This is a genomic window from Stenotrophomonas sp. (assembly GCF_059505245.1).
The window spans coordinates 20,535-47,314 of sequence record NZ_JCACKF010000010.1; the positions used below are offsets into that span (position 1 = coordinate 20,535).

Annotated in this window: 26 protein-coding genes; 23 read left to right on the forward strand and 3 right to left on the reverse strand. The window is 63.4% G+C overall.

Going from position 1 to position 26,780, the window contains the following annotated elements; genetic code table 11:
* Positions 1–7: 7 nt before the first annotated feature.
* The gene (locus AC5JLE_RS03225) at positions 8–547 is read left to right on the forward strand and encodes a DUF4124 domain-containing protein (RefSeq protein ID WP_065186131.1); all 540 of its coding nucleotides are present in this window, start codon (positions 8–10) and stop codon (positions 545–547) included.
* 33 nt (positions 548–580) lie between these two features.
* Here the strand turns inward: AC5JLE_RS03225 and AC5JLE_RS03230 are convergent, their stop codons facing one another.
* The 3 genes from AC5JLE_RS03230 to AC5JLE_RS03240 form a co-directional block, all read right to left on the reverse strand.
* A complete protein-coding gene (locus AC5JLE_RS03230) occupies positions 581–901 on the reverse strand; it encodes a hypothetical protein (protein ID WP_239669239.1) in 321 nt (106 codons plus the stop codon).
* Positions 873–1,427 carry a helix-turn-helix domain-containing protein gene (locus tag AC5JLE_RS03235; protein WP_496065023.1) on the reverse strand — a complete coding sequence of 185 codons (555 nt, stop codon included), beginning with the start codon at positions 1,425–1,427 and terminating at the stop codon, positions 873–875. Before AC5JLE_RS03235 ends, AC5JLE_RS03230 begins: the two co-directional genes overlap by 29 nt.
* A 225-nt stretch (positions 1,428–1,652) precedes the next feature.
* Positions 1,653–1,883: a hypothetical protein gene (locus tag AC5JLE_RS03240; RefSeq protein ID WP_160320997.1), complete on the reverse strand. Its 231-nt coding sequence runs from the start codon at positions 1,881–1,883 to the stop codon at positions 1,653–1,655.
* 68 nt (positions 1,884–1,951) lie between these two features.
* Here AC5JLE_RS03240 and AC5JLE_RS03245 point away from each other — a divergent pair, with 68 nt between their 5' ends.
* The 22 genes from AC5JLE_RS03245 (at position 1,952) to AC5JLE_RS03350 (ending at position 26,305) form a co-directional block, all read left to right on the forward strand.
* Entirely contained in the window at positions 1,952–2,482 is a 531-nt protein-coding gene (locus tag AC5JLE_RS03245) for a hypothetical protein (protein WP_496065024.1), read from the forward strand.
* 425 nt (positions 2,483–2,907) lie between these two features.
* The gene (locus AC5JLE_RS03250; RefSeq protein ID WP_496065025.1) at positions 2,908–3,969 is read left to right on the forward strand and encodes a CHC2 zinc finger domain-containing protein; all 1,062 of its coding nucleotides are present in this window, start codon (positions 2,908–2,910) and stop codon (positions 3,967–3,969) included.
* Positions 3,970–4,164: 195 nt separating this feature from the next.
* Positions 4,165–5,541, forward strand: a complete 1,377-nt coding sequence (locus tag AC5JLE_RS03255) for a virulence-associated E family protein (RefSeq protein ID WP_239669240.1) — start codon at positions 4,165–4,167, stop codon at positions 5,539–5,541.
* Positions 5,542–5,966: 425 nt separating this feature from the next.
* Positions 5,967–6,476, forward strand: coding sequence for a terminase small subunit (locus tag AC5JLE_RS03260; RefSeq protein ID WP_053091838.1), 510 nt, complete (start codon positions 5,967–5,969; stop codon positions 6,474–6,476).
* Positions 6,473–8,563 (forward strand): phage terminase large subunit family protein, encoded by a 2,091-nt coding sequence (locus tag AC5JLE_RS03265; protein ID WP_496065026.1) that lies wholly within the window; start codon positions 6,473–6,475, stop codon positions 8,561–8,563. Before AC5JLE_RS03260 ends, AC5JLE_RS03265 begins: the two co-directional genes overlap by 4 nt.
* Complete coding sequence (locus tag AC5JLE_RS03270) at positions 8,560–8,889, forward strand: hypothetical protein (protein ID WP_440570716.1); 330 nt, start codon at positions 8,560–8,562, stop codon at positions 8,887–8,889. Before AC5JLE_RS03265 ends, AC5JLE_RS03270 begins: the two co-directional genes overlap by 4 nt.
* Positions 8,890–9,046: 157 nt before the next feature.
* On the forward strand, positions 9,047–9,244 hold the full coding sequence (locus AC5JLE_RS03275) for a DUF6148 family protein (protein ID WP_496065027.1): 198 nt from the start codon (positions 9,047–9,049) through the stop codon (positions 9,242–9,244).
* Positions 9,241–10,767 carry a phage portal protein gene (locus AC5JLE_RS03280; RefSeq protein ID WP_496065028.1) on the forward strand — a complete coding sequence of 509 codons (1,527 nt, stop codon included), beginning with the start codon at positions 9,241–9,243 and terminating at the stop codon, positions 10,765–10,767. Before AC5JLE_RS03275 ends, AC5JLE_RS03280 begins: the two co-directional genes overlap by 4 nt.
* The gene (locus AC5JLE_RS03285) at positions 10,764–13,070 is read left to right on the forward strand and encodes a ClpP-like prohead protease/major capsid protein fusion protein (RefSeq protein WP_496065029.1); all 2,307 of its coding nucleotides are present in this window, start codon (positions 10,764–10,766) and stop codon (positions 13,068–13,070) included. Before AC5JLE_RS03280 ends, AC5JLE_RS03285 begins: the two co-directional genes overlap by 4 nt.
* An 82-nt stretch (positions 13,071–13,152) precedes the next feature.
* Positions 13,153–13,512: a DUF2190 family protein gene (locus tag AC5JLE_RS03290; RefSeq protein WP_057493644.1), complete on the forward strand. Its 360-nt coding sequence runs from the start codon at positions 13,153–13,155 to the stop codon at positions 13,510–13,512.
* Positions 13,513–13,590: 78 nt separating this feature from the next.
* Positions 13,591–14,022 (forward strand): structural protein P5, encoded by a 432-nt coding sequence (locus tag AC5JLE_RS03295; protein WP_049420644.1) that lies wholly within the window; start codon positions 13,591–13,593, stop codon positions 14,020–14,022.
* A 206-nt stretch (positions 14,023–14,228) separates the two neighbouring features.
* Positions 14,229–14,363 carry a hypothetical protein gene (locus AC5JLE_RS03300; RefSeq protein ID WP_258008217.1) on the forward strand — a complete coding sequence of 45 codons (135 nt, stop codon included), beginning with the start codon at positions 14,229–14,231 and terminating at the stop codon, positions 14,361–14,363.
* Positions 14,360–14,851, forward strand: a complete 492-nt coding sequence (locus AC5JLE_RS03305; protein ID WP_053463454.1) for a lysis system spanin subunit — start codon at positions 14,360–14,362, stop codon at positions 14,849–14,851. Before AC5JLE_RS03300 ends, AC5JLE_RS03305 begins: the two co-directional genes overlap by 4 nt.
* The gene (locus AC5JLE_RS03310) at positions 14,848–15,183 is read left to right on the forward strand and encodes a hypothetical protein (protein ID WP_049420665.1); all 336 of its coding nucleotides are present in this window, start codon (positions 14,848–14,850) and stop codon (positions 15,181–15,183) included. The genes AC5JLE_RS03305 and AC5JLE_RS03310 overlap by 4 nt, the downstream gene beginning before the upstream one ends.
* A complete protein-coding gene (locus tag AC5JLE_RS03315; protein WP_049420667.1) occupies positions 15,176–15,658 on the forward strand; it encodes a hypothetical protein in 483 nt (160 codons plus the stop codon). The genes AC5JLE_RS03310 and AC5JLE_RS03315 overlap by 8 nt, the downstream gene beginning before the upstream one ends.
* A 13-nt stretch (positions 15,659–15,671) precedes the next feature.
* Complete coding sequence (locus AC5JLE_RS03320) at positions 15,672–16,472, forward strand: phage tail tube protein (RefSeq protein WP_496065030.1); 801 nt, start codon at positions 15,672–15,674, stop codon at positions 16,470–16,472.
* A gap of 70 nt (positions 16,473–16,542) precedes the next feature.
* The gene (locus AC5JLE_RS03325) at positions 16,543–17,193 is read left to right on the forward strand and encodes a hypothetical protein (protein ID WP_202813073.1); all 651 of its coding nucleotides are present in this window, start codon (positions 16,543–16,545) and stop codon (positions 17,191–17,193) included.
* Positions 17,186–20,932, forward strand: a complete 3,747-nt coding sequence (locus AC5JLE_RS03330; protein WP_496065031.1) for a tape measure protein — start codon at positions 17,186–17,188, stop codon at positions 20,930–20,932. Before AC5JLE_RS03325 ends, AC5JLE_RS03330 begins: the two co-directional genes overlap by 8 nt.
* Positions 20,932–21,348, forward strand: a complete 417-nt coding sequence (locus AC5JLE_RS03335; RefSeq protein ID WP_049420893.1) for a hypothetical protein — start codon at positions 20,932–20,934, stop codon at positions 21,346–21,348. Before AC5JLE_RS03330 ends, AC5JLE_RS03335 begins: the two co-directional genes overlap by 1 nt.
* Positions 21,349–21,351: 3 nt before the next feature.
* Complete coding sequence (locus AC5JLE_RS03340; protein ID WP_496065032.1) at positions 21,352–24,957, forward strand: hypothetical protein; 3,606 nt, start codon at positions 21,352–21,354, stop codon at positions 24,955–24,957.
* A gap of 287 nt (positions 24,958–25,244) precedes the next feature.
* On the forward strand, positions 25,245–25,991 hold the full coding sequence (locus AC5JLE_RS03345) for a hypothetical protein (RefSeq protein ID WP_496065033.1): 747 nt from the start codon (positions 25,245–25,247) through the stop codon (positions 25,989–25,991).
* Entirely contained in the window at positions 25,988–26,305 is a 318-nt protein-coding gene (locus AC5JLE_RS03350) for a hypothetical protein (protein ID WP_041863279.1), read from the forward strand. Before AC5JLE_RS03345 ends, AC5JLE_RS03350 begins: the two co-directional genes overlap by 4 nt.
* The last annotated feature ends 475 nt before the right edge of the window (positions 26,306–26,780 follow it).

The following is a 26,780-nucleotide window of genomic DNA, read 5'->3' on the forward strand; positions in this document are numbered from 1 at the left end:
GGCTGGGATGTGGAGCAGGTTGGTGGTGCTAGGGGTTGCGCTTGCGGTCGCGCCGTGGGCTTCGGCCGAGGTGTTCAAATGCAAAGGGGTAAGTGGGGAGACGGTCTACTCGCAGGCCCCATGTTCCGCAGGCGCAGCGCCGATGAAGCTGCGCTCCAACCGAGCTGCCACGGAGAGCTCGGGGGAAGCGGCCAATCGCGCGGCGGTGTATCAAACGACAGAGCTTGCGGATGCAGGCATAGCCGAACGGAATTGCCTGTCGTCTGAGCAAAGCAGGATCTACGGCCCGGTCAACGCGCGGGGGCAGGATGTGTCGCGCCAGATCGCCGCCCTAAACCGCGAGCTGGCCACCGCAAGGAACAATCTTGCAGGAGCCACGTATGCGTCTGGGATAAGGTCTCAGATTGCGAGCCTGCAGCAGGCCCAGACAGCGGACAGGATTTCGGCCGACAGCCAGATGGCCGAAGCCAGAAGACGATGCGGTGAAACTCGCAGTGAGCGTGAACGCGCTACACGGGAAAAATACTCAGGCGCCGGTACGCCATAGGAGTGGGCGCCTGGTGCGCCCACTCTCTTTGGTTCAGAGCCAGGTGTCCCGGATGGAAACGTCTCTGATGAAGCCAGCTTCATCCAAGGGGACGCCGTCCATGCAGCATTCCCTGGCGGCTTCCATTTCCTGATGCAGACGCACCAGTGCATCGTTTTCAAGGCAGTCGATGCCCGGCGTGTTGAAAGTAGCCTGATCGATCAAGCAGCCAAGGTTGTAGTGATCGCGGAGCCAGCGAATACGACGGAGCATGCTATCTCGCGTCACATTGTCGATGGTTGACGGCCTAGGGGCTTCGACCAAGCGCAGCTTGGGCTTTTGCCCATCACGCCTTGCGACGCGCTGGGCGATCACCTGGGCCAATGCTTCGAGTGTCCCGGCGGCCGGGGGCTCCTTCTTCTGGTTCTCCATCCTTCTCCCTGAGCCTTTGCGCAAGCGCTTTGCTGAAGTCGATCAGGTTGTCGGGCGTTACCGTCGCCTCACCTCGGTGATAGAGGTACTCGTAGGCATAAGCCAGTGGCGTACCGTCTTCTTCATTGCTGAAGTCATCGATTCCGAGGTTGGCGAATGTAAGCCTTACGAGCCGGATCGCGGAGGCAATGATCTCAGGGTCGATTCGCAGATCCTGAGAACCAGCAGTAGGGTCAGCACCAGCCCCGTCGTCGGACCTTGGCTGGTCCAGCCAGCCATGTGATAGCCCGGCTGCGCGCTCGATCTTGCGAGCAACGTCATCCCCCATCTTCTTGCCGCTCAACAGCTGATTTAGATAGGAGGGCGCCATGTCCAGGTGGATGGCGATCGCTTTCTGCGTCCCCAGCTGGGGTTTGAGCGTGGCGACCAGGGCCTGGAGGTTGAGGTGTCTGGCGGTGATGGCATCCATACGGCAAGCGTAGCTAGTAGCTAAACACCGAAGTTGCGCTGTGTGCTTGACAAGAAGGTTTAGCTGCGGGCTAAATACTGACCCTATGGACCTACTGACCTTCATTTCGGACCCCGAACGTAAGCGGCGCCTCGCTGCCTTGACCGGCAGTTCTGAGGGCTACCTGTGGCAGTGCGCGACCGGGTGGAGGAACAAGAAGCCCAGTCCGATCTTGGCGCGAAAGATTCAGGTGGCATCGGTCGAGATCGGGGTCGCGCTGGGATGCGAGCCGTTGGCGCTGGCTGCGATCCGTCCTGACATCTGGCCGGCCGAAACCCCATGAGGGCCTCGGCAGATATGAGCCCGGTCTACGGGGGCAAACAGCACCGCGACCACTCCGCCGACGCCCCCGTCGGCGTCGTAGGTACGGACGGCGGTGAAGTGCATTCGCTGCGGGAAGCTGATGATCTCTGCCATGGGATCAATGTTGCGCCCGCCGCTTCCTGCTTTCCCACGATGATCGATTGCGCATTTCAGGGTGGCTCATGACGTGCCTCCGCTCTGACCTGTACTGGCGGGATGCGCTGCACAATGCAGTGTCGCGCGCCCCTGGTGGTCTGCAGGACGCAGCCGCGCACATCGCCAAGCGCCGAGGCAAGTCGATATCGGCGGAGACGCTGCGGAAGAAGCTGAGGGGAATCGACGGTGAGTCGGTCTCTATGGAGATGGCCGAGATCCTGACGGACTACCTTCTGCTGTTCGTCGGCACGCAGGACATCGCCACTGACTGGGTGTGCTCGCTCGCAGGCCAGTACGGCCTGATGGTCGATTACGTACCGCCGCCGCCTCGCGGCGGTTGGCCCGATGAGCTGGCTGCGATCCAGGCAAAGCTGCTGGAGTTGCACAAGCTGACGGGGGCATTGGCCGGTGCGGGAATCGACGCGTTGGCCGACCAGCGTCTGACCGTCCCGGAGGCGGATCGAATCCAAGATCTGTCGCGTGAGGTACGCAAGCTCTGCTACCGACTCGAGCGCAACGCATGCCGTGCGGCTGGACAGCAGGGGATGGAGGACTGACGTGGCAACCCACCACGCCCATCGATCCATGTATCGAAGGCGTGGCCCGGCCAGCGCTGCTGCGCGGCAAGCGATGGAACGGGCGGCACTCGCGTTAACTGACGCGGTGCCGGGCTTAGTAGGCGACGAAGCGCTGGCAGAACGCGAGCGCATTCGCCAAGAAACCGAACGTAGAGATAGCGCCCAGCGCCAGCTCGATGAAGGAGGTATCCGTTGGGTGTGAATCGATGTCTGCACCAGGCCCTGCTGATTGCCCGTCAGCCACGTTCAGAATGGCGCGCACAGATCGAGCAGATCGCAGAAAACTGCGAGGCGCCAGGCGTTTGCACGGGTGGCATTGGCTGCCGGCAGCGAATTGCCGAGTACCTGCGGGTGCAGTGGTGGATGATCGAGCGTCGCGAATCACAAGCCGCGAGGCGCCGCTGATGGCGAACAGTTGCGTAGACACCGATGCAATACGCGAGTCGGCAAACATCGCCGATGTCATCGGCCGTTACGTCAAGCTCAGGCCAGCTGGTCGTGGGGAGTACAGCGGGCTATGCCCGTTTCACGATGAGTCCTCGCCGAGCTTTACTGTCAATGAAGTCAAGGGCTTCTACCACTGCTTCGGCTGCGGTGCGCATGACGACGTGATCGGCTTCCTGGTGCATCACCTGCAGATCGGATTCCTTGAGGCATGTGCACAGCTCAGTGGCGGTCAGTTGGGCGTCGCAGCAGAGCGCGAGAAACTCCCGAGCCAAGAATCGTTGCGGGTGAAGTGGGTGCCCATCCTACCCGTGCCTGATGATGCGCCCGCATTGCTGACCGACAGCGGCTGGACGGTGCCGATCTGGAACGCCAAGCGCGACAAGCTCCGTAGGATGAAGCCGGCCAGGGTGTTTCCCTACCGCAACGCGGAAGGGCAGATCCTTGGATACGTGCTGCGTTGCGAGTTCATCGATCGTGATAGCCGCAAGCTGAGGAAGTGGACGCCGCAGGTGACCTGGTGTGTCGGGCCGGATGGGCAGAAGCAATGGTGCCTTGAGAGCTTTCCGGGGGCGCGCCCGCTGTATGGGCTAGATGCCTTGGCCGCGAAGCCCGACGCACCGGTGTTGATCCCAGAGGGAGAGAAGTGCAGGGACGTCGGAGCGGGCGCCTTCCGTGGTTATGCAGCGATTAGCTGGTCGGGCGGCGGCAAAGCAGTCACTAAAACTGACTGGTCGCCACTGGCTGGCCGGGATTGTGTGCTCTGGCCCGATGCTGACCCGGCCGGGATGCAGGCAATGCTGGGGTGGAAGAACGATGCCAATCAGTTCAAGCCGGGAGTCGCCCAGCTGCTGAAACGGGCAGGCGCCAGATCCATCCGCTTTGTGGATGTGACGGGCCAGCCAGATGGTTGGGACATTGCGGATGCACTGGAACGCGATGGCTGGACGCCTCGGCAGCTCGCAGCCTGGGCGGCGAATCGGGTGGTTGAGATCGACGTGGTGGCTGCCAATGGCGCATGACAGGAGGCTGGAGGAACGTCTGCTGCACTCCGACGCGAAGCTTGCTCGCGCCTACCGAACTGCGGCGCAGGCCGCCCTGGACAACCCATATGAGCACTCTCGGCGCTTGCGCCGAGAGCGGGCAAGAGAATACCTGCGCCTGGCGCGGGGCTACGAAAAGGCAATGCGGCAATGAGCGTGGGGACAAGGCGCAGGATGACAGTGATCGATGGTGGCGGTGCGCCACCGCCAGGCGGTGGCGGGGTAGACCCCAACGCCTGGAAGGAGCACCTCACTAGAAATCGCGATGGCAATGTCGAGGGCACGCTGCACAACCTGATTCTGATCATGGAGAACGATGATCGGCTTAAGGGGCTGTGGTGGCTCAACGACTCCAGTAATCAGGTAAAGCTGCACCGAGATCCACCGTGGACAGGCGGAAGCAGGGATGAGTTCATCGACTCGGATGCCTACGAGCTGGCGGCGTGGCTGCAACACCCGGATCGCTACTGGATGAAGTGCAGCGATGATCTGGTGCTGAAGGCTGTCATCGCTGTCGCGCGCCGGCACCGCCGTCATCCCATCAAGGACTACCTCGGTGCCTTGCAATGGGATGGAGTGCCCCGCGTCGAGCGCATGCTCGTTGAGCTATTCGGTGCGGCGGACAATGCCTACAGCCTGCGCGCAGCGCAGTGCTTCATGGTAAGTGCCGTGGCTCGCATCTTGTGGGTAGACGCCAAGCAGCCCAGCGTGGGCGCACAGGTGGACTTCATGCTGGTGCTGGAAGGTGAGCAGGGCAAGCGGAAGTCGAGCGCCCTGCGCGCGATCTTCGGCAGCGAATGGTTTGTCGAGACCAGCGAATCTCCGAGCGGAAAGGACTTCTACCAGGTCATCCAAGGTGCGTGGGGCGTCGAGATCGGCGAGATGGATTCGTTCTCGAAGGCCGACGTGACCAGCGTAAAGACCGCCATCACCAGGCGCGTGGACAAGTTCCGTGCGCCCTACGAGCGCGTGCCTCGCTCCTACCGCCGCGAATGCGTGTTCGCCGGCACCACCAACGAGCATCAGTACCTACGCGACCCGACCGGTGGGCGGCGCTTCCTCCCCGTGCGAACTGATGGCGACGTGCAGATCGCAGAGATCGCGACGTTGCGCGACCAGCTGTGGGCCGAGGCTGTGACCATGTTCAACGCTGGGTTCGAATGGTGGGAGCTGCCGGCAGATGCGAAGGAAGAGCAAGCCAGCAGGTACGTGGGCGACAGCTGGGAAGGACGAGTCGAGCAGTGGCTCGACCTTCGCATGGAGCCGAGCAAGTACCCGACACGGCTGGCGATGGCGCCGCAGATCGACTGGGCGACCACCGACAACCTCCTGACGTACGCCATCGGGTTGGACCCTGGCAAGCATGGCAAGCCCGAGCAGATGCGGGTCGCCTCGATCATGAAGACGCTGGGCTGGGAGCAGCAGCGTAGGCGTTGGCCCGATGACGGCGGTCGGGAGCCCCGGTGGTTCAGGCCAGGCCTCGCAATCGATGACTGGCTGGCAACCGTACAGCGGTCAAGGCAGGAGGGCCCCAGTGGACCTGACTTCTGACCAGACCTCTCCAGCTTCGTCCACACCCGTCCGAACCACTGACCAGACCTGCCGCCTACTGCGACAGCGCTGTCCTGACCGTCCACACCATTTCTCGCGCGCGTACATGTACCAACACACCGCCCCAGTTCTCAATTACTCAATTCAAAAAAATAGGTGTGGACGGTATGGACAGTGTGGACAGCTTAGTAACGGCGCGGGTTCGGGGTGTCCAGACCTTGCCTTGATGGTTTGGACGGTTCGGACGGCTGGCATGTTCCACGCGAATCATCGTGCGGTTGGTCGGGCGGGAGGGGCAGGGGGGAGAGGGCAGGCCGATGGGTCCTCCCCGGCCTCAGATTCCACGGGTATTCGGTCGCGCAGTTTTTCGCTAGTCATGACGCATTTCCAAGGGGGTTGTAGTGGTTTCTGATCTGAGCAGTCCGATGAAGCAGGGTGCATTCGGCGATCTGGTGGGTATTTCCCAGCAGGCAGTCAGCGACCTGGTGCGTCGCGGCGTGCTGGCTGACGGTGCGGCTGGCGATGAATGGCTGCTCGCCTATTGCGACCATCTCCGCGAAGTCGCTGCCGGCCGTGGCGGTGAGGCTGGGAAAGACCTGACCGCCGAACGCGCCAGGCTGGCGCGAGAGCAGGCTGACCGCTTGGCAATGCAGAACGCTGTAACCCGGGGCGAGCTGGCGCCAGCGCACCTCATGGAACAGGTGCTGTCGAAGGTCGGCGCACGGGCGGGTCGCATTCTTGAAACCATCCCAGGGACGCTGCGCCGTCGTTTGCCGCAGCTCGCAGCTTCCGACCTCGATGTGGTCACGCAGATTGTCGCCAAGGCCCGGAATCTCGCCGCATCCATGCGTCTGGCTGACGTGGATGCCGACGACGATGCAGATGCGGACGCCAGCGCGGCGATGCCCGTCACTACTGAGGATGATGACCAGTGACCTTGCTGCGAGGAATCGAAGCCAGCCAGCTGCAGGCCGTAGAACGGCATCTGCAGCGCGGACTAGCGTCGTGGGCGGTGCAGGAGCCCATCACGCTGGAGGCGTGGGCTCGGGAGCATTTCTACCTGTCTGCTGAGTCAAGCTACGTTGAGCAGAAGTGGACACCCTGGCCGTTCCAGCGCGGCCTGATGGCGGTGATCAGCAACGACGACGTGGCCGAGGTCTCGGTAAAGAAGTCGGCGCGCGTGGGCTACACCAAGATCCTCCTGGCCTTCCTTGGCTACAACGCAGAGCACCGACGCCGGAACCAATGCATCTGGCAGCCGACTGACGACGACTCAGACGACTTCGTCAAGTCGGAGCTGGAGCCCATGCTGCGTGACGTGGAGTGCATGCGGGCGGTGTTCCCGGCCTACCTGGCCCGGCACAAGGACAACACCCTGCAGCAGAAGAAGTTCATCGGTTCGCTTCTGCGCGTGCGCGGCGGCAAGGCCGCGAAGAACTACCGTCGAATCTCCGTGGACGTTGCCCTGCTGGACGAGCTGGACGCCTTCGACAACGACATCGAAAAGGAAGGTGCACCGGACTCGCTGGCTGCCAAGCGCCTGGAAGGCGCGACATTTCCCAAGCTTGTTGCTGGCAGCACTCCGAAGCTCAAGGGCTTCAGCCTGGTGGATACGCGCTACTCGCAGGCGGATGAGCGATTCACCTACCAGGTGCGTTGCCCACAGTGCGATGCCTTTCATGCCTTGACGTGGGGTGGCAAGGACGAATCGCACGGCTTCAAATTCGAGCGAGACGCAACTGGCGGCGTTGTCCACGTCTACCACCTCTGCCCGCACTGTACCTACCCGATGACGCAGGGCGATTATCTGCTGGCCGCTGAGCAGGGCGAATGGGTGAACTCGCGCGGCGACCTCTGGCTCCGCGCCGATGGCCGCTTCACCACGCCGGAGGGCCATGTGGTCCAGGCTCCGCGCCATGTGGCGCTTCACATCTGGACCGCCTACAGCCCGGCAGTTGCGTGGCAGCAGATTGTCCGGGAGTTCCTGGAGGCGTACATCAAGCACCAGGAAGGCGACGACAGCAAGCTGAAGGCGTGGACCAACACGACTCTGGGTGAGGCCTGGGAGGGAGAGGTCGAACGCACGGACGCTGATGAGCTGGCGAACAGGGCCGAGCCATTCCCGCTCAAGACGATGCCCCGCGACTGCTTGCTGCTCCTGTGCGGTATGGATACCCAGGACAATCGGCTAGAGGCTGGCGTATGGGGCGTCGGGCGAGGGGGGCAGATGTGGACCATCGACCACCGCGTGTTCTTCGGCAATCCTGCACAGATGGAGGTCTGGACTGAAGCTGAGGCGTTCCTGCGGGAGCAGGAATACACACACGCTAGCGGCAGGGCGCAACGGATCTATGCGACCGCGATCGACTCGGGCGGTCACCATGCCGACGCTGTGTACGCGTTCGCACACAAGTTGAAGGCGTTGCGCGTGCACGCAGTGAAGGGCGCGAGCGGCCAGGAGCGGTCCATCGAGAACGGCAACAGCCGCGTCGGCTACCGCTTCAATGGGCGTATCGAGAAGCACGGCCCGGTGCTCTGGCACGTGGGCACGAACCTCGCGAAGGATCGGTTCCAGTCGCGGCTGGACGTTGCTGTCCCGGGCCCGGGCTACGTGCATCTGTCAGATCAGCTCTCGCCCGAATGGTTCAAACAGCTGGCGGGCGAGATCCGCGCTACGCGGAGGATGAAGGGTGGGTCGGAGTCCAGGTGGACCGCGACGCGCAAGCGAATCGAGGTCAAGGACTGCCTGACCTACGAAATATGGCTGGAGGAACGGCTCGACCTGTGGGGGCCCAAGAAGGCGAAGTGGTGGGATCAGTTGGAGGAGCAAGTGCAACCGGAGAACGATCTATTCAGCCTCCCGCCGGCCGCTGCATTGCCGGCGGCGGACGTTGCATTGCCTGCGCCGCCGCTGACCCAGGTCGTGAAAAGGCCCCCGCCGCCCCCGGTGCGGGTCGCGCGCGATTCCCGTGAAACGTCACGCGATGACTTTGGATCGAGCGGTTGGAGTAGCCGCCTATGAGCAACTCGCGCGACATCGATGCTGCCGAGCAGCTGCGTCGCCTGGTGATTCGAGGCATCGTCGAGCAAACCGGCTTGAACGAGGAGCACGCGATGCCCTATGCGACGGCGGTACTGACCGTTCTGCAAACCGAGTATGGCGGTGAGCGTCTGCACATTCCCAAGGCGGCTGTGCAGGACAAGCCGTGTGCACGCGTGGAGGTGATCCGCGCCGAACTAACTGAGGGACAGAGCTGGCGATTGGTCTGCCGCAGGCATGGGATATCGAGAGCCGCTCTCTATCGCTTGTTCCCTGGCGGATTACCTAAACCATCGAAAGCGAGCTGAGAATTCAAGGTCCGTCTCACCTTCTGACAAAGATTGAGACGGCCACCTTGTAAGTGACTGATTTTGCGGGGGCGGATTCTTGATCGTCTCACACGGCTGGTAACGGTTGAGACGACCTCGTCTCCAAACTATCTCCATGCCGACACCCGCTCAAATCATGCTGCAGACGTACCTGGCCGCTGAGGCTGCGGTACTGCAGGGTCAGTCCTTCCGCATGGGGGAGCGGCAGCTGAATCGTGCCGACCTGGCGGAGATTCGCGCAGGCCGGCGCGAGTGGGAAGCCAAAGTGAACGCGCAGGCGCGAGGCGGTAGCCGCATGTCCGTGGCTCTTGCCGATTTCCGGGGTAGCGAGTGAACCGCCTTGACCGTGCCATCGCCGCTGTGGCCCCCGGCTGGGGCGCAAAGCGTGCCATGGCGCGCGCGCGAATCGCTGCCTACAGCAGCGCTTACGACGGGGCCACGCCCAGCCGCCTGCGGGAGGCTGCGCGTGAGTTTGGCTCCGGTAACACGGCGGTCGCCAGTGGCGCGACGCGAATCCGCACGCAGGCGAGGCACCTGGACCGGAACCACGACATTGTGGTGAACGGCTTCAATCAGATGGTCCAGAACGTGATCGGCCGGGATGGGATCGGCATCGAGCCGCAGCCGCGCGACGAGAACGGGAACATCGTGGAGTCCCTGGTCGATCAGATCACCCCACTGCTGCGGGACTTCTGGAAACGCCCGGAAGTCACCTGGTGCCATGACTTCGGTGCGGCACAGCGGCTGATGACCCGGACCCTGTTCCGAGACGGCGAGTGCTTGTACCAGGATCTGATCGGGCCGGTGCCGTACCTCGACCATGGCACTGTTGTGCCTTACAGCATCGAGATGATCGAGCCCGACCTTCTGCCGATGGATCTGAACGATCCGGGTCGGAACATCATGCAGGGCGTGGAGCGGAACGCATGGAACCGCCCCATCGCCTATCACCTGTACAAACAGCATCCTGGCGACCCGAACGCGGTCATGCCGGAAGTGAAGCGCGTGAGCGCGGACTTCGTTCACCACGCAAAGATGGTTGATCGGATCGGGCAGGTGCGCGGCGTCAGCCTTCTGGCGTCTGTCCTCACTCGCCTGGATGACCTTAAGGACTACGAGGAATCCGAGCGTGTGGCCGCCAAGATCGCGGCAAGCATGGCGGCGTTCATCATCAAGGGTGATCCGCAGAGCTATGGCGAGAACGAGACAGTTCCCGAGCGACGCAGCATGCGGTTCCAGCCAGGCATGGTGTTCGATGACCTGGTAAAGGGCGAGAGCGTTGGTACCGTCGATACCAATCGCCCCAACCCCAACCTAGAGACCTACCGCAACGGGCAGCTGCGAGCGGTGGCCGGTGGTATGCGGGTGTCGTTCTCATCGCTGTCGAAGAACTACAACGGCACTTATTCCGCCCAGCGGCAGGAGCTGGTTGAGCAGTACGGCGCATACGGCGTTTTGGCCTATGAGGTGATCTCGCAGATTGTCCGGCCGATCTACGAGCGCTTCATCCAGGCAGCGATTGCATCCGGCGAGCTGGTCGTTCCGCGCGGCGTTTCGATGACCACGGTGACCGATGCGATGTACATGCCGCCGGTGATGCCGTGGATCAACCCGGTCCATGAGGCGACGGGCCTTCGCATGATGATCCGCGCCGGCATCCGCTCGCTCACCTCGGTCATCAGCGAACGCGGCGGGCGCATGTACGACACGCTGGAAGAGATCCGCAACGAACGTAATTGGGCCCGTGATCTGGGAATCACCCTGGACAGCGACCCGGGCCAGGTGAGTGACGCAGGCGTGGCCCAGGCCAGCGCCGATGCCAGTTCCATTTCAACCCCTTCTGAGGATGTGCAATGAACCACCTCACCCGCAACGGTACGGCAGCGGCGCTTGGCGCTGTGTTGGCCGCGACCTTTGCATTCGACGCAAGCGACATAGAGGCGCTGCAGCCAGAGGCCAAGGGAAAATCGGTCCTCGCACTGAGCACTACCAGCGGCGGCGAGGCCGAGCTGCTGATCTACGGTCCAATCGGTGACTACTTCTGGGGTGAGGGCGTCACTGCTGCCAGCGTGGTCGAGCAGCTGGCCGGCACCACCGCGAGCGTGATCAACGTGCGGATCAACTCCGACGGCGGTGTGGTCACCGATGGCTTGGCGATCTACAACGCGCTGAAGCAGCATCCGGCCACGATCAACATGACCGTGGATGGCGTTGCTGCCAGCATCGCCAGCCTGATTCTCATGGCCGGAAGCAGCCGTCGCATGCACGAGAACACCATGCTGATGTTGCATGGCCCCCAGGGCGGTGGCTGGGGCTTTGCCGGCGACCTGCGCGAGCGGGCCGATCAGATCGACGTGTATGGGCGCCAGATGTTGGTGACGTACTCGGGTCGGGCCAAGAACCCAGCCGACATCGAGACGATGCTGACCGATCGCAAGGACCACTGGCTGACCGCGTCCGAAGCGCTGGCGCTGGGCCTGGTCAGCGAAGTCATTCCCGACGTGCACCCCGAGCCTGCGGACTCCGTCGCGGCCGCAGCGCTGCTGTCTTATGTGAGCGCGATCTCCGGGACCGAGGGCGCCGTGCATGCCCTGCTGCGCAAGCACATCCAGGCAACCACCACCGCTTCAGCCTTTGCCTCGCTCCGCGAGGTTCACCAGCGGGCCGTTGTGGCCCACCTTGAGGAAACCAGCATGAAACAGCAGTGCCAACTGATCATGGCGCAGGCGGGCACCGCTCCGGCTGCACCGAACCCCGCCGCCCCGGCATCGCCCGCACCCGCCACTCCGGCTCCGCCGGTCGCAGCCGCTGCTGTCGCGCCTGCGTCCTCGGCGCCGGCTGCAACGGTCGAGCAGGTGATGGCGGCAATCTCGGCCCGCAACGCGGCCATTCGTACCGTCTTCGCCGGATTCCGTGAGGTCAGCGGCGTCCAGGCGCTGGAGGCCGAGTGTCTGGCTGATGCTGCGATCACCGAAGACGTGGCGCGCGGCAAGCTGCTGGCGAAGCTGGCGGCGAGCGGGCAGCCGCTGGCCGGCGGCTTCAGCATCACGGACGTGGTGCCGGAGGAGGATAATCAGCGTCGCGCCCAGGTCAACGCGCTTCTGGCCCGTGCCGGTGTGTTGACCGGTGCAGAAGCCGAAACCGCGCGCAACGGCAACCCCTTCACGCACACCACGCTGTTGGCGCTCGCCGAGCGCTCGTTGATCCAGGCCGGTGTCCATACCCGTGGCATGGATCGTGAGCAGATTGCGCGCGGCGTCCTCGCTGTGCAGACCACCAGCGACTTCCCGGTTCTGCTGGAGAACGTGCTGCACCGGGTTCTGGTCGGGGCCTACAACCTGCAGCAGTTCACCTGGACCCGATTCTGCGCGACCGGCACGCTGTCCGACTACCGTCCGCATAGCCGCTACCACCTTTCCTCGTTCTCCGACCTGAAGCCGGTCAATGAAGCGGGCGAGTATGAGAACGGCGTGTTGGGCGACGGCGAGGCCGAGACGATCAAGGGCGCTCGCAAGGGGCGCATCCTGCAGATCACCCCGGAAGTGCTGGTGAACGACGACCTGGGCGCGTTCGTGCGTATCACCACGGCGCTGGGCCAGGCCGCCGGCCGCACGATCGAAAAGGACGTCTACGCCGTGCTGGCGCAGAACGATGGCATGGGCCCGACCATGAAGGATGGAAAAACCCTGTTCCATGCGGACCACGGCAACATCGCCACCGGCGCCACCGTGTCCGTGGATTCCTTCGACGCGATGCGTCAGCTGATGGCGCTGCAGAAGGATCCGGGTGGCAATGACTATTTGGATATCTCGCTGTCGCGCTTCCTGGGAACGGTCGCGATGCATGGCCGCGCGACCCTGGTGAACAACAGTGAGTACAACCCGGACGTGACTGGCCGGTTCCAGGTCAACAACACCTCCCGTGGCACCTTCAGCGACATCATCACGTCCCCGCGCCTGGGCACGGGTAAGGCCTGGTACGGCTTCGCCGATCCGAATGTGGAGCCGGTGATCGAAGTCGCGTTCCTCAATGGCGTGCAGACGCCGGTACTGGAGCAGGAGACCAACTACCGCACGGATGGTCTCAGCTGGAAGGTCGTCCACAAGTACGGCGTGGGCGCGGTGGGCTGGCGCGGCGCTTCCCGTAACCCGGGCGAGTAACCGGCTACCCGGCTGCGGCTTCCCCGCCGCAGCCGTTAGCTCCTACTTCATTCATGCAAGACGCCAACTGAGGACCATCATCATGGCGAAGAACTACAAATTTCCGGGTGCGGTGATCGACATCGTCGCGGCCTCCGACCTGGTCAGTGGTCAGGCGTCCATCGTCGGCCAACTGTTGGCCGTCGCATTGGTGGACATTCCGGCCGGCGGCAAGGGCAGTGCCCAGATCGAGGGTGTGTTCGAACTGCCGAAGCTCATCAGCGCCAACATTGCTGCGGGTGCTGGCCTGACCTGGGATGCCCAAGGCGGACGACTGATCGTCACCGGCGCCGATGCTGGCGACCTGGAGGGCTGCGCCGTGGCTATCGCTGCTGCTGGCAATGGCAGTGCAACCGTGCTTGCAAAGCTGATCCCGGGCTCGGGTTCGGTGAAGTCGGCGTAAGTCTTGGCCGGCACCGCTCACAGATGCCCGTGTGGCGTGAGCGGTGCCGGTTCTTCCACAGCGACAACGGGGGATCGCATGAGCGCCACCAGCACGCCGCGCGGCGTACGCAACAACAATCCTGGCAACATCGATCGCACCAGCACGCCGTGGCAGGGCGAGGATCGTTCCGCCGCTGCCATCGCCCGCGAGGGCCGGTTCTGTGTGTTCCTGACCCCGCAGGCCGGCTTCCGCGCCCTGGCAAAGACGCTGATCACTTACCAGCGCAAGCACGGCTTGCGTACGGTGAAGGAGATCATCAGCCGCTGGGCGCCGCCGGTGGAGAACAACACTTCGGCTTATGTGCAGGAAGTTGCCAAGGCGGTCGGGGTAAGCCCGAGCGAGGTCATCAGGCTGGACAACGCCGTGACGTTGGAACGGCTCGCTACCGCGATCGCCAAACACGAGAACGGCGGCATGTACTGGCGCGCGGATGTGATCGCCGCCGGCGTTGCTGAGGCCCTGAGCTGATGGTCGGGGGCGAGGTCAATGCGCATGCACCCTGGTGGGCGGCTGGCAGTGTAGTGGCCCTCTGGCTCCTGCGTGAGACTTGGACGGTTCTGCTCTCGCGCAGGAAGGAGCGCACCGAGACGGACGCCAACGTTGAACTCCTGAACGGGCTTGTCCGGCGTGTGGACTCGCTGGAGAGCAGCCTCACCGCAACCACAGAGAAGCTCATGGAAGAGATCAAGCTGCGCATGGCTGCTCAGGAGGAAGCGCACAGGCTGCGTCTGCGCATCATGTCCCTGGAAGCGGCGATGCGAAGCGTGGGCGCGATCATCCCTCCCGAAAGTCCGGTGGTGTCGGCATGATCCGCGCCCTCATCATCGCCGTCCTTCTGCTGCTGGGTGTCATTGTCTGGCAGCGTGGTTCGGTGTCCATCGCTCACCGTGCGGCCGACAAGGCTGTGGCGAGCCGTGACGCCATGCAGGGTGAGCGTGACGCTGCCCGAGCTGAGGCCGATGCCGCCTACGAAACCCTGAAGGTAGAGCGTGGCAGCGCCGCAGCAGCGAACAACCTGGCGTCCAAGTACGAAAAGGAAAAGAACGATGCACAGAAGGCGTCTGATCTCCTCGTCGCTGATCTTCGCGCTGGCAACCAGCGCCTGCACCAGCGTTGGCAAGCGTCCCTCGCCACCGCAGAGCTGTCCGCGGCCGCCGCTGCCGGCAGCCAGCCTGATGGTCGAGCCGACGACCGAATTGAAAGTGCGGGCCGAGCTATTGGCGCCGCCGCCCAGTGCGACGCCCAGGTGAGGGCGCTGCAGGCTTACGCGATGCTGTGTTCGGGAGGTGCGCGGTGAGCGAGGTCGACTTCCTCCGCGATCTGGATGGCACCTTGCACGCCGCCTTTGCGCTGGCGGGCATGGCGTCGCGAGGTCGGTACACGGCCAAGGATGGTCCGACCACCGAGGGCGTGCGCGCCTATGTGGAGCGCGACGTTGAGACCATCGGTGAACTGCGCCAGTTCAGGTCAGGCCGTGTGGAGATCGCGTACCTGCGTTCGGACGTAGCGCCTGACCAGGGCGATCGCTTCGAGTTGGTTTCGAGCGCGTTCGGTACTGAGGTCTTCGTCAACAGTAAGAAGATCAGCGATGACGGCTCGCAGAGCCGCTGGCTGGTGACACGTGGCTGACCTGGCAGAGCCGCTGTCGTGGCAGCTGGTGGAGTTCTTGGCTGCCCGCGTCCGCCTGATCTCGCGCAGCAGTGGCTTCCGCACCGACATCGGTGCGGGCGCCGTAATCATCGATGAAACCGAGATCGGCGAGGACAGCACCGAGCCAGCAACGATCATCTCGGTTCGCCAGCTTTCGCGCAGTGGTGGCGGTGTGGCCCAGTCCACCTCCGACGCGGCCATCACCATCGAGTTCGAAGTTCCGCGTGGCAGCGACGAGGCGAATCCCAGGCTGCTCGTTCACCGCGCGCGCCACGACCTGATCCGCGCCCTGACGTTCAAAGAGAAGTCGCTGCCGCTGGGGGTGACCAGTTTCGAGTTGCTGGAAACCCAGCTGGCGACCCTGGAGGACGATGCCGGGCATACCGCCGTAGTCGCTCAGATCACCGCGCGGGCTGGTCTGACCGAGACCTTTGAGCCCGTCCCCAACCTGTAGGAGAAGCACCACCATGGCACAGCCCAAAGTCCGCAAGTTCGCAGGCGATCTGCGTTTCTGGGAGCACGGCGCGAACGGCGCCCGCATTCCCGTCATCCCGGAGCCGGCTGACAAGTTCGGCAACCAGCCGCTGGAACAGTCGTCGCTGACGTTCAGCTACGAAGCTGGCGACTCGGTGGAGATCAAGAGCAAGCGCCGCGACGCGCGCTATCAGCAGATCATCCACAAGGATTCCAACCCCGGCGTCACCAGCGTCTCGATCACCGCGCTGGAAGTGCCGACAGCCATCCTGGCGCGCATGCTGTACGGCACGCTGGTGGCCACTCAGGTCGCCGCCGGCACCGCGACGGACGTTTCCGTGACTGTGGCTAGCGTGGACACGCCGGTGAAGCTGCCGCACAACTTCCTTCTGGCCGACCCGGAGCCGACGTTCAAGAAGGGTGCGGTCGACTTGGTCAAGGGCACGGATTACACCATCGACTCGGCTCATGGCCTGCTGATTCCGAAGTCCGGCGGCCAGCTGCAGGCGGGCGATACCGTCGTGGCGAACTACAAGTACGACGCATATCTGGAAACCGCCATCAGCGGCGGCACCACGCCGAGCAAGTCCTTCCAGATCCTGGGCGACATGCAGGACCGCATCAGCGGCGACGAGGGCCTGCTGACCATCCCGAACGTCGACCTGACCGTAGATGGCGACGTGGACTGGTTCAGCGATGAGCCGATCCAGGTGACCCTGACCGGCCCGGTGATCTTCCAGGCCGGCGAGGCCGATCTCTACACGTTCAAGATCGCAGCGCAGTCGGCGGGCTGAACGAGCCGTTGACTTCGGCAAAGGGAGGGCGCCCGAACGGCGCCCTCCAAGCATGAATCAGGAAGGTTCAGTGGCGTCCAATCGCAACAACAACCTGCTCAAGTACTACGTCAGCGGTCGGCGGGCAAAGGGCTTCCACGGCCTCACCGACGTGGCTGGCGACGTGCTGAACCGGTACGACCTGTCAGTGCAGCGTGCCTTTGTTGGGCTGCAGCGCCGGGCCGGGCCGGCCACGGCGCAGGAGGTCCGCGCGTCCTACAACATCCGGGCGTCTGCTCTGCGAGGCAAGTACCGCGTGGAGACTGGCGAGCGTGGCTACAGCACGGGCAAGCGCGGCAAGGATGATTTCCTCTCCATCTGGGCGAGCACGCGGCAGTTCTCGTTGATCGAGTTCGATGGTCGTTGGGCTGGTCGGAGATCCAAGGGCGCTACGGCCAGCATCGGCCTGGGCGAATCGAAGACGTATGACGGCGCCTTCATCGCAACGATCAAGGGTCGCAAGGCCATCCGGGTGCGTAGCTGGGATCGTGCCCAGCAAAAGCGCTATGGGCGGGGCCCTGTCCGCATCCTGCGTGGCCCCAGCCCGTTCGAGATGCTCTCCGGTGCAGATGGCAACAGCCGCGCCCTGGCGGCGCGTCGTCGCTTGATCGACCGTTTCCACACCACCTATCTGACTGAGCTGCGCCGTCAGTGGCGCGTCAACGGAAGCACCAATGGCTGATCGGCTGGAAGAAGCAATTCGAGTTGTCATCGAGACGCAGGGCCGCGAGGGTGTGGAAGAGCTGCGCGCGGCGTTCGGCGACCTCGGCGATGTGTCGGTCGAGACGGCCGGTAAGGCCTCGAAGCTGCTCGATTCCCTGACGGGGCTGAACGCAGCAGCAGCGAAGGCGGATGCCTTCGACGGCATGCTGACCGACCTTGCCGAGTTGGAGCGGCAGTTTGGCGATAACCAGAAAGCCGCGCTGGCCCTCAGTCTTGGCATCGGCGAGATGGAGAAGCCCTCGCGCGAGGTACTTGCTACCCAGCGCGAATTGCGGAAGGAGGGCGAACGCCTGCAGAAGGCGCTCCATGAGCAGTGGGATGCGGTCGCCAAGGCTGATAGCGAGCTGTCCTCGCTGGGGGTCAATACCGCCAACCTGGCCGAACACCAGCAGCGTCTGCGGATCGAGGCCACCCGTAGTGCGGCAGCACTCACTGAGCAGGCCATGGCTGCCGCAGCCGAAGCCGAAGCCGGGCGGAGGCGTAAGCAGCAGATCGAGGAAGGCGAGGGTGCCTTCCGCAAGCAGGCCACCACCAGCAAGGCGGCGGCGAAGGCCTTGGCTGAGTACCGCGAGCGCGCCGCTGACGCCGCCGCCGGCAGCGGTGACTTGGCGTCGGCCACCGAGAGCACTGTCAGCTGGTTTGGCAGGCTCAAGGCGGTAGCCGCTGGCGCGATCGCGTTTGTCGGTCTGAACCGAGTGGTCGATGGCATCAAGGCGATCGTGAAGGAAGGCAGCGACGCCGAGCAGGAGCTGGCGCAGCTGGAAGCGGCATTGCACGCCACGGGACGCACCAGTGAGTTCACCGCGCAGAGCCTGGCCGCCATGCGCCAGCAGCTGCAGAGTGGGCTGTTTGACGATGGGCAGATCAGCGCCGCGCAGGTGCGCCTGCTGTCCTACACCAATATCGTGGGCGAGCAGTTCCCGGCGGCGATGCAGATCACCATCGACCAGGCCCAGCGGTTGGGCATGTCGCTGGAGCAGTCGGCCGAGGTTGTGGGCAAGGCGCTGCAGACGCCGTCTAAGGCTATGGAAAGCCTGAGCAAGCAAGGCTTCACGCTGGACGACAGCCAAAAGGCGCTTATCAAGAGCTTGGAGGCCACGGGCCAGGTCGCGCAGGCGCAGTCCATTATCCTGGACCTGCTTGCAGAGTCGTACGGCGGAGCGGCAGCAGCAGCGAAGGTGGGTACCATCGCAGGCCTGTGGAAGGCGGCCACTGATCGGTTCAAGGACTGGAAGCAGGAAGTTGCCGACCAGGGTGTGCTGACCTACTTCAAGGACCAGCTGGACACGCTTCTCACCACGCTGGATCGCCTTGCGGCTGATGGCAGCCTGTCGCGCTGGGCCAAGCAGACCGCCCAGGCCATCATCACCATGGCCGAGGCGGTGAAGGGCACGACCCAGTGGGTTGTGGACCATGCGCGCGTGATCGGCCTGATGGCCGCCGCGTACGCTCAATTCAAGATCGTCGGCGCGCTGATCCAGCTGAACGCCTGGCGTGCCTCCCTGATCGCGACTACGAACGCACAGATCGCCAACAACGCAGCGGTTGCCAGCGGAAGCCGTGGCATCGGTCGGTTCGGCGCGCTCTTGCGTGGTCTGCCAAAGATCGTGCCCATTACCGTCGCTGTGCTGGGGCTGGAAGCGGCCATGGGAGGTCTGGATGTCCTCAAAACCGTGGCTCAGGATATCTGGAAGCAGCACGACCCGGCGCTGAAGCGTGCCGGTGAAGCGCAGCGGGCCTACATCAGCCAGGTGCGCGACTCCGCGCTGCAGCTGCGTCAGCAGGCGGTGTCCTTCGTCGCATACCGTGACGTGGTCATCAAGTCGGCCGAAGAGGTTGCGAAGCTGGGCGAGGCCGAGCGGCAAGCCTACGAGAAGCGGCTGTCCGGTCTGGAGCAGTACCTTACCGCGCAGGAGGGGTTCCTGCTGATGCAGCAGAAGGCCGGTGTTGCGACGGCAGAGCAGCTGCAGCAGCTGGGCCAGGTCACACAGAGGTTGCTGGACGTCTCCACGGGCTTCGCATCCCTGCAAGCAGGTGTGAAGACCGCCGCTGATGCTCTATCCAACGGCATTGGTGGTGCTGCTCAGCAGGTTGTGGCGCAGCTTGAAGGGATTGATGGCAACGCCAAGCTGGCGGCTGAGTCCATCCGTAAGATGTTCTCCGGGCTCAATTTTGCCGATACGGCCAGCCTTGCCTCGGTAGGCGAAGCGCTGGGCTTCATCGCCACCCAAGGTGCTGCGGCCCAGCAGAACGTACGTGATGGCCTTCTCGCGACGCTGCAGCAGCTGTCGGGTGAAGAACTCGCTCGGTTCCAGGGTGCGGCGCAGGCGGCATTCAGCTCGCTGCCACAGGGGGCAGTGAACGCTGCTGCGGTGCTGCAGACCACGCTGCTTGGCGCGATGACCAAGCTGAGCGTGGCCTCGGGCCAGCTGGGGGTCAGCTTCACCCAGGCAGGTCGGGATGCCATCGCTGCGTTCGGTGCCGTCACAGAGAACGCCATTGCGACCGGCACGCAGATTGAGGCCGCGTTCAAAGCTGCCTTGGGAAATGTGGCAACGCTGGACGAGGCACGCACCTTGGGCAGCCTGCTACAGGCTGCGGGTGAGCAAGGGCGCGTAGGGTTTGACTCGGCAGCGAGGTCTGCGGCCGCTTTGAGCGCGCGGATTCGCGAGATCCAGGCCGGCCTCAATCCACTTGCCGATGAGTTCAAGCGGCTTGGTATCCAGTCGCAGCAGTCTCTAGATGCGGCCCGTGACTCTGCTTGGGAAGCCTTCGAGACCATCCGTAAGGGCGCGGAGAGCGGCAAAGCATCTGTCGAGGATGTCCGCCGTGCGTTCAGGGCGTATGCCGACACGGCAAAGGCTGCTGTTGCTGACAGCGATGCATGGCGACGCAGCCAGGTGCAGTCCCAGTTGGACGTTCAGGGAGCTATCTACGACACCGGCGATTCGATGGAGCAGCTTGGGGCAAAGGGTGCAACTGCGATGGGGCGTGTTGAGCAGGGTGCTCAGAGGGCCACCGACGCCATGCGCGACGTTAAGCGTGCATCGGATGAGGCCGCGACCGGGGTCGAGCGGGTGGCTGAGGGGGCTTCTGCAGCCGGCGGTAACTTGGCGAGCGCATCAACTGCAGCTAAGGGCTTCTCCCTGAGCATGGGTGAGATCTCTCAGAAGACGAGGGACATGCTTAGCCAGATGAGTGGCCCGAACAGCCTTCAGCAATTTGCCAACATCTGGAACTCGCTGTATGCGCAGCGGCAGGAGCTTGCAAAGTACACCGAGGAGCAGAAGCAGCTGCTCGAAGGCATGGACGAGCTCGCGGGCAAGCGCAGGGAGTTGGCCGAACGCTTCGACCTGGTGGGCACGAGCGAGCTTGATAGCGTGGTTCAGCTTGAAAACCAAATCGAGGCGAAGAGGTTGGAAAAGGAAAGGGCCGCGAAGGAGGCAGCCGAAGAGCGCCGTAAGGCTGCTGTCGCTGAGGCCGATGCGCAGGCAAAGGCCGACGCTTCCCGCATCAAAGCGGGCGAGACGAAGGAGCAGGTGCTGGTCATTGATTGGAAGGCGCCCAGCAAGGAAATCGTTGCTGGCGCGACTGCGGCTGAGCAGCAGCAGGCCGAACGCATCGCCAATATGGTTGCGCCGCTGGTTTTGCGTAGGGTTCAACAGAGTCGATCCGTGTCTGTTCGAGGGAGGCTCTGATGACACGGATCATTCTGGGCAGTATCGACCTTCCTGCCGATCTCCAATGGTCCGATGAGTTCACGGCCTGGCGTGTCGGCCAGCAAGCGCGTACGAGCCTGACCGGCGCCCTGATCGTTCAGGAGTCAGCGCGACAGGCCGGCCGCCCCATTACGCTGAAAACGTCCCGCGACGGTACCGCCTACGTCGGGGTGGTGTCTCTGCCCACTGTCCGGGCCCTGCAGGAGAGCGAGAGTGAAGCGCGCCTGGCGCCCATCAATCTCATCATGCCCGCGCACAACGGCGGGGACCGACAGTTTCAGGTGCGCTGGCGCCGAACCGATGGCCCGGCGATCGAAGTTGAGCCGACTCGCTTCGCAGTACCGGCATTGGATGCCGATCTCTTCTCTATCACTCTTCGCCTTATGACGGTGTAACACATGACGATCTCCGCTATCGATATCAAGCTGCGCCAGTCGCAGCGACTCACCGACAACCCCGACGGTGGTGGCCGTATGGTGCAAGCCGAGATCATCGACGGCGCCATGAACAATCTTTTCCCCGATATCGGCGATGAAGAACGCACAACGGGGCGAACGACTCTGCGCAAGCTGTTCGTACACCTGGATACGGCTGCACCGGACGTGTTGAAGGATGCGATCGGGGTGTTGATCGACCCGCCGAGTGACCCTCGCGTGACCGTGAGTATGTTCGCGACCGGGTCGTACAGCGATGTTCGGCTGGACGCCAAGAACCGCGTCGAGAGCTACATCACGCGCGGCACCGAGTCCAGGTTCATCCTGATGGGCAACCATTTCAGCGGCCAGATGACAATGCTGGTCTATACAACCTCAGATGCGCCCAGCCCAGACATCAATGACAACTTTAGCCTGTTGACACTCGCCGGTTCCGGGCATGATGAGGCGGAGCAGTACGTTCGCGTGAAAACTGTCCTCTCCAGGACCACTCGCACCTTCACGGACGATCAGGGCGCGTTCGAGCGCGATGTTCTCGTGATCGAGTTGATCAACCCGCTGCTGCGGAACTTCTTCGGACAGGAGGTCGTGCGCTACAGCGCAACAAAGCCGGCCACCCGCGTGTATGAGACAAATGTGGTTGACGCGACGAGCTATCACAGCGTCAAGCGCCTCTCTTCGGCTGCCAAGCCTGGCGACCTCTCTGTGGTGGTGGACACGCCGTACGTTCCGATTGTCCCCACTTCCACGGCCGAGACGCCGGTGAGCGACGTTTTGGCTGGTATGGGCACCATCAGTCACGTGCAGTCCGGCCCGGTCGGGAGCTTGAGCCAAACATTCTCAGCGAGCTTCAACGCGGGCGTGCCAGTCAACCGCTACCTGGGCACCGGAATGGCCGTTGGCAGCGTCAAGGTCATGGCTGGGAGCGTCGAGCTGGTAGATGACGGCAGCGGTGGCCTGGTATCTGCGGCCGTGACTCCCTGGGGTGGCAGCGTCGACTATCAATCCGGCGTGATATCGATCTCGCACGCGACGGGCGCTGGATTGACCAGCCTGAGCATCTCCGCGACCCCTGCCGGCTCTATCTCCGTTCAGGGATACACCGATGAGATCACGGTGACCCAAAACAACCAGGGAATGGTCTGGTTGCTGCAGCTGACTCCTCTTCCGGCACCGGGGACGGTTACCGTCGACTATCGAGCTCTGGGGCGCTGGGTGAGGTTGAGCGACAACGGGAAGGGGCAGCTGGTCGGCAAGCCTGGTCAGGGCGGTGGCACGATCAACTACATGACCGGGTCGGTCGTCCTGACGGCGGGCGCTTTGCCGGACCTGAAGAGCAGCATTATTAGCGCTTGGGGCACGGCGGTTGTTGCAGAGCCTCGAACGGGCGATACGGCCATTTTGCCGCCCGCGCTGCACTTCACCTTGGGCGAGGGGACCGCGATCCCGGGTAGTGTCCACATGAAGCTTCGCGTCGGCGGGGCTGATGTGGAGGTGACCGATAACGGCGTCGGCGGTCTCCTTGTTGGGGGGCAGCTGCGCGGCTCGATCGCGTATGCCACCGGTGAAGTGACGTTGCGCCCGGCCACCCTGCCGGATGCCGATAGCCAGGTTGCGGTCACATATGACTGGGGCCAGCAGCTCAATGCGGCGCCACAACCGGTGCCGGACGGTTCCGGGATCGTCTCCTTTGTGCTGCCGCAGGGGCCTGTGCGACCGGGGTCGGTGCTCCTTGATTGGGTGATCAGCGTGCGCCGTGATCGCGACGACATCTCGTCAGCGCCGCAGCCAATGCGTGCGATCGCCAAGGACGATGGCAATGGAAACCTGCGGGCCGTCTCGGTGGGCGATGCCAGTGCCGACACGGTGTTGGGCTCGGTGAACTATGCGACCGGGGCGGTAAGCCTGCAGGCTGGAAAGTTCATGGTCCGCCAGGTGTCCTACCCGCAGTACGAGCTTCAGTCCGGGCGGCTGAAGGTGGTGGGGTACGGCCGCTTGGATGTGCTCGCTGAGTTTTCTGCTGGCACCATCATCTCAGTCGCCTGGCTGCTGTCGGGCGACTCCTCGCAGCAAGCGCAGGAGAGCTTGCCGCTGCCCGCGATGCAGCTGCAGCTGACGCCCACCATCAGTGATAGCGTCGTTCCTGGTAGCGTGCGCTTCAGCTTCCGTGGGCGGACATACGTGGACCGCAGCGGCGGCCTGTATCACAGCATCGACCCTGCCACTGGCGCGGGTGTTTACGCAGGCACGATCGATTACACGTCGGGAGTGGTGAATCTGTCGCAGTGGGTGCCAGGCGGAAGCAATCAGGTCCAGATCCTCTCCCTGCTGACCCGAATCGCTGACCCGGGCGTTGCGTTCATCTTCTTCCGCGCCCCGGGCTCCCCTCTGCGACCGGGCATGTTCACGTTGAGGGCCAGCCGCCTCGACGGTGAGCTGCTGACCGCGACGGCTGATATCAACGGTGATATCGCCACCTCCCAGATGCGGGGGACGGTCGATTGGGAGAGCGGTGTCGTCAAGGTGCAGTTCGGCGAGCTGGTGCCCGTCGCTGGCAATGAGGGAATGCCCTGGTTCGATCCCGCACTGGTGGAAGGGGACCGGGTCTGGCGGCCGGCTCTGGTCCTGCCTGGCTCGATCTACATGGGAGCCGTGGTCTATCGGTCCATTCCCCTGTCTGAGGTGGTGATCGGCCTCTCATCTGTTCGCCTTCCCAGCGACGGTCGTGTTCCAGCGTTCAAGCCCGGGCAGACGGTCCTGATTCACCACACGGCAAAGCACAGCGTTGCGGCGCCCCAGGCGAATCAGGTGCTGAGCTTTGGCCGGACGCGTATCGCAGGGCTGGAAGTCAGGGACGCGGCTGGGAAGCCCGTGGATAGCGCCTGGTACACCGCTGACCTTGATGCAGGGAGCTTGACCTTCAGCGATCCGCTCAACCTTTCCGCATACACGCTCCCAATCGTAGTGAGCGAGCGTGTCGAGGACCGTCGTTTGGTGGTCCAGCCGCAGATCACAGGAGAAATTGAAATCAACACCGGCCTGACCCACGACTACCCAGCTGGCGAATCCCTCATCAGTACGGCGTTGCGGCTTGGAGAGGCGAATGGATCACTGGACCTGCAGGCGCGTGTCGAGAGCCTGTTCGATCAAGCCGCGTGGACCGGAGCCTGGAGCAACATTCCGATTGGCAGCCCGGCACCTGGCACCTACAACGACACGGACTTCCCTCTCGATGTGACCAACAGCGACGCCATAACGGAGCGATGGGCCGTTCGGTTCACCAGTTCGACGAACTTTGAAGTCATGGGGGAGACGGTGGGCGTGATCGCCACTGGGAGTACCACAACGGACCTTGCGCCCATCAACCCTCGCACCAACAAGGCGTACTTCAGCATGCGGGCTGCTGGCTGGGGTGGTGGTTGGTCGGTGAACAATGTCGTGCGATTCAATACCGTGGGCGGCTTGGCACCGGTGTGGATGGCGCGGACCACGCTACCTGGTACGCCGGCAGGCGCAACCGACTCCACCCGGCTTATGGTCGTGGGCAACGTCGCTGGAGGTGCCCAGTGACGTTGGTACCGATCGTCTACCGCAGCACAGATCCTGGCGCGCCTATTCTTAATGGGCAAGCGGGATCTCTGCTTGCATTGCTCAACGCGATCCTGGTGACGGGTTACGGGGACGGTGCGTCGTCAAAGCCTGGTGCGGGTTGGACTCGGCCCTACGCTAGTTCATCCGTCCAGGTATTCCGCAACAGCGCCACATCAGGATCTGGCACCTATTTGCGAGTTCGCGATGACGCCTCGGCTGCAACGTTGAACACGGGGTGTGTGGCACAGGCGCTGGGATACAGTTCGATGTCCGACATCGACACCGGTGCGGATCAGACGCCCAGCGCGGCGCTACAGGCGCGTGGCTCTTTCATTGCGAAGGCGCCAACGGCAACTGCGGCCGCTCGCAGTTGGATGGCAATTGCGACGGAGATTGGCTTCTACCTTTTCACAGCGTGGAGCAATTTCAACAACGGACTCGGAGCGTACTACTACGGCGACATTGATACTGTCGTCTCGGGTGACGTCTTTCCATTCGTGATGTTTGGTTCCAATGATATGACGTCTTTTTCCGGTGCGTGGAACACCGACGCATGCTCGCTGTTCTTTGCGTCGCCACTAGGAGCCGCGGTTGACGGCGTAGCCAGGCGCGATCAGTCGTATGTGCCCGGTGGCTTCGTAATGCGCAGCTATAGCGGTGGGCAGAATGCGCCTGGTCGCGTTACCACCACTGGAATCGATCCTCCTGCTGGCGCCACTTCGAACAACCGCTCATACGGGTCCGGATCGTACCCGGTGGGTCCAGACCGTGCGCATGGGGGGTACAACTACATGCGCGCTGCTGTACGGGAAGCGCCGTTCACCTTGCGCGGTCACTTGCCTGGTGTCTTGGTGCCGCTACACGCGCGACCGCACGCGGAGGGGAGTGTGGTGCCTTACATTGACGGTATCGGCCTGGGTCAATGGCTGGCAGTCAATTACAACGTAGTAGAGCCAGACGTTGCCGATCGCAATGGACAGGTGCTCTTCCGTTTGGATGCACCCTGGCGATGATCGTCGGCACCTTCTATCGCAGTTGGGGCCCGCGAGGCGGGGATGGCTTCCTCGGAGGGACTGCGCCTGACGGGGATAACGACGGCCGCGCGAAGATCATGAATGTACCGCGTCGTGTGTACATCCAGGTCTATGTGATGCGCGACGCTGTAGACGTCCAGTACGTCGCTTCAGTGCTGAGCGGTCAAGACGGTGTGTGGCGCCTTCAGGGCATCGACCGAACGCGGAAGTACCGCGTGATTGGTACGGACTTGGCTGCGGGGGTCAACTCGGCCATCCAAGACTGGGTAGTGCCGGCAAAGATGGAGCCGTGATGTCAGGGGGCGGTGCATTCGTTCGGCTCAACCTTGGCCCGCGATTCGGTGGTGCGGGTGGGTTCACGCCACTGAATCTCGGTGTCGACTGGGATGAGAATCCTGTTGACCCCGTAGTGCGGGGCCTGTCGCTCGCCGTCTCTATCGCCTGGCGGGAGGCTGGTCGGGCGAGGTGTTCCACTAGGGTGGGATGGGGCACGTCGAGTTCGCTGCGTTGTTCGCGCTTAGTGCCATGGGAGGGCACTAAGCGGGTGGATGGTTCCACGTCAGTTGCGTGGGGCGTCGCCCCCCACATGGCTGGCGAAGCGGGGTTTCGGTGGCGGAACGCGGCTCTCGTTGGCGAGAGCGTTGGGTTGCCGTGGGGTGGGTTGCCGCAGGCGTCGCGATTCCTGCTGGCTGGTTGGCGAGGCAGGCTCGACGTTGCCGGTATCACGGCTCGTATCGCGTGGATGCGAGGCTTGCCTGTCCACGCGAA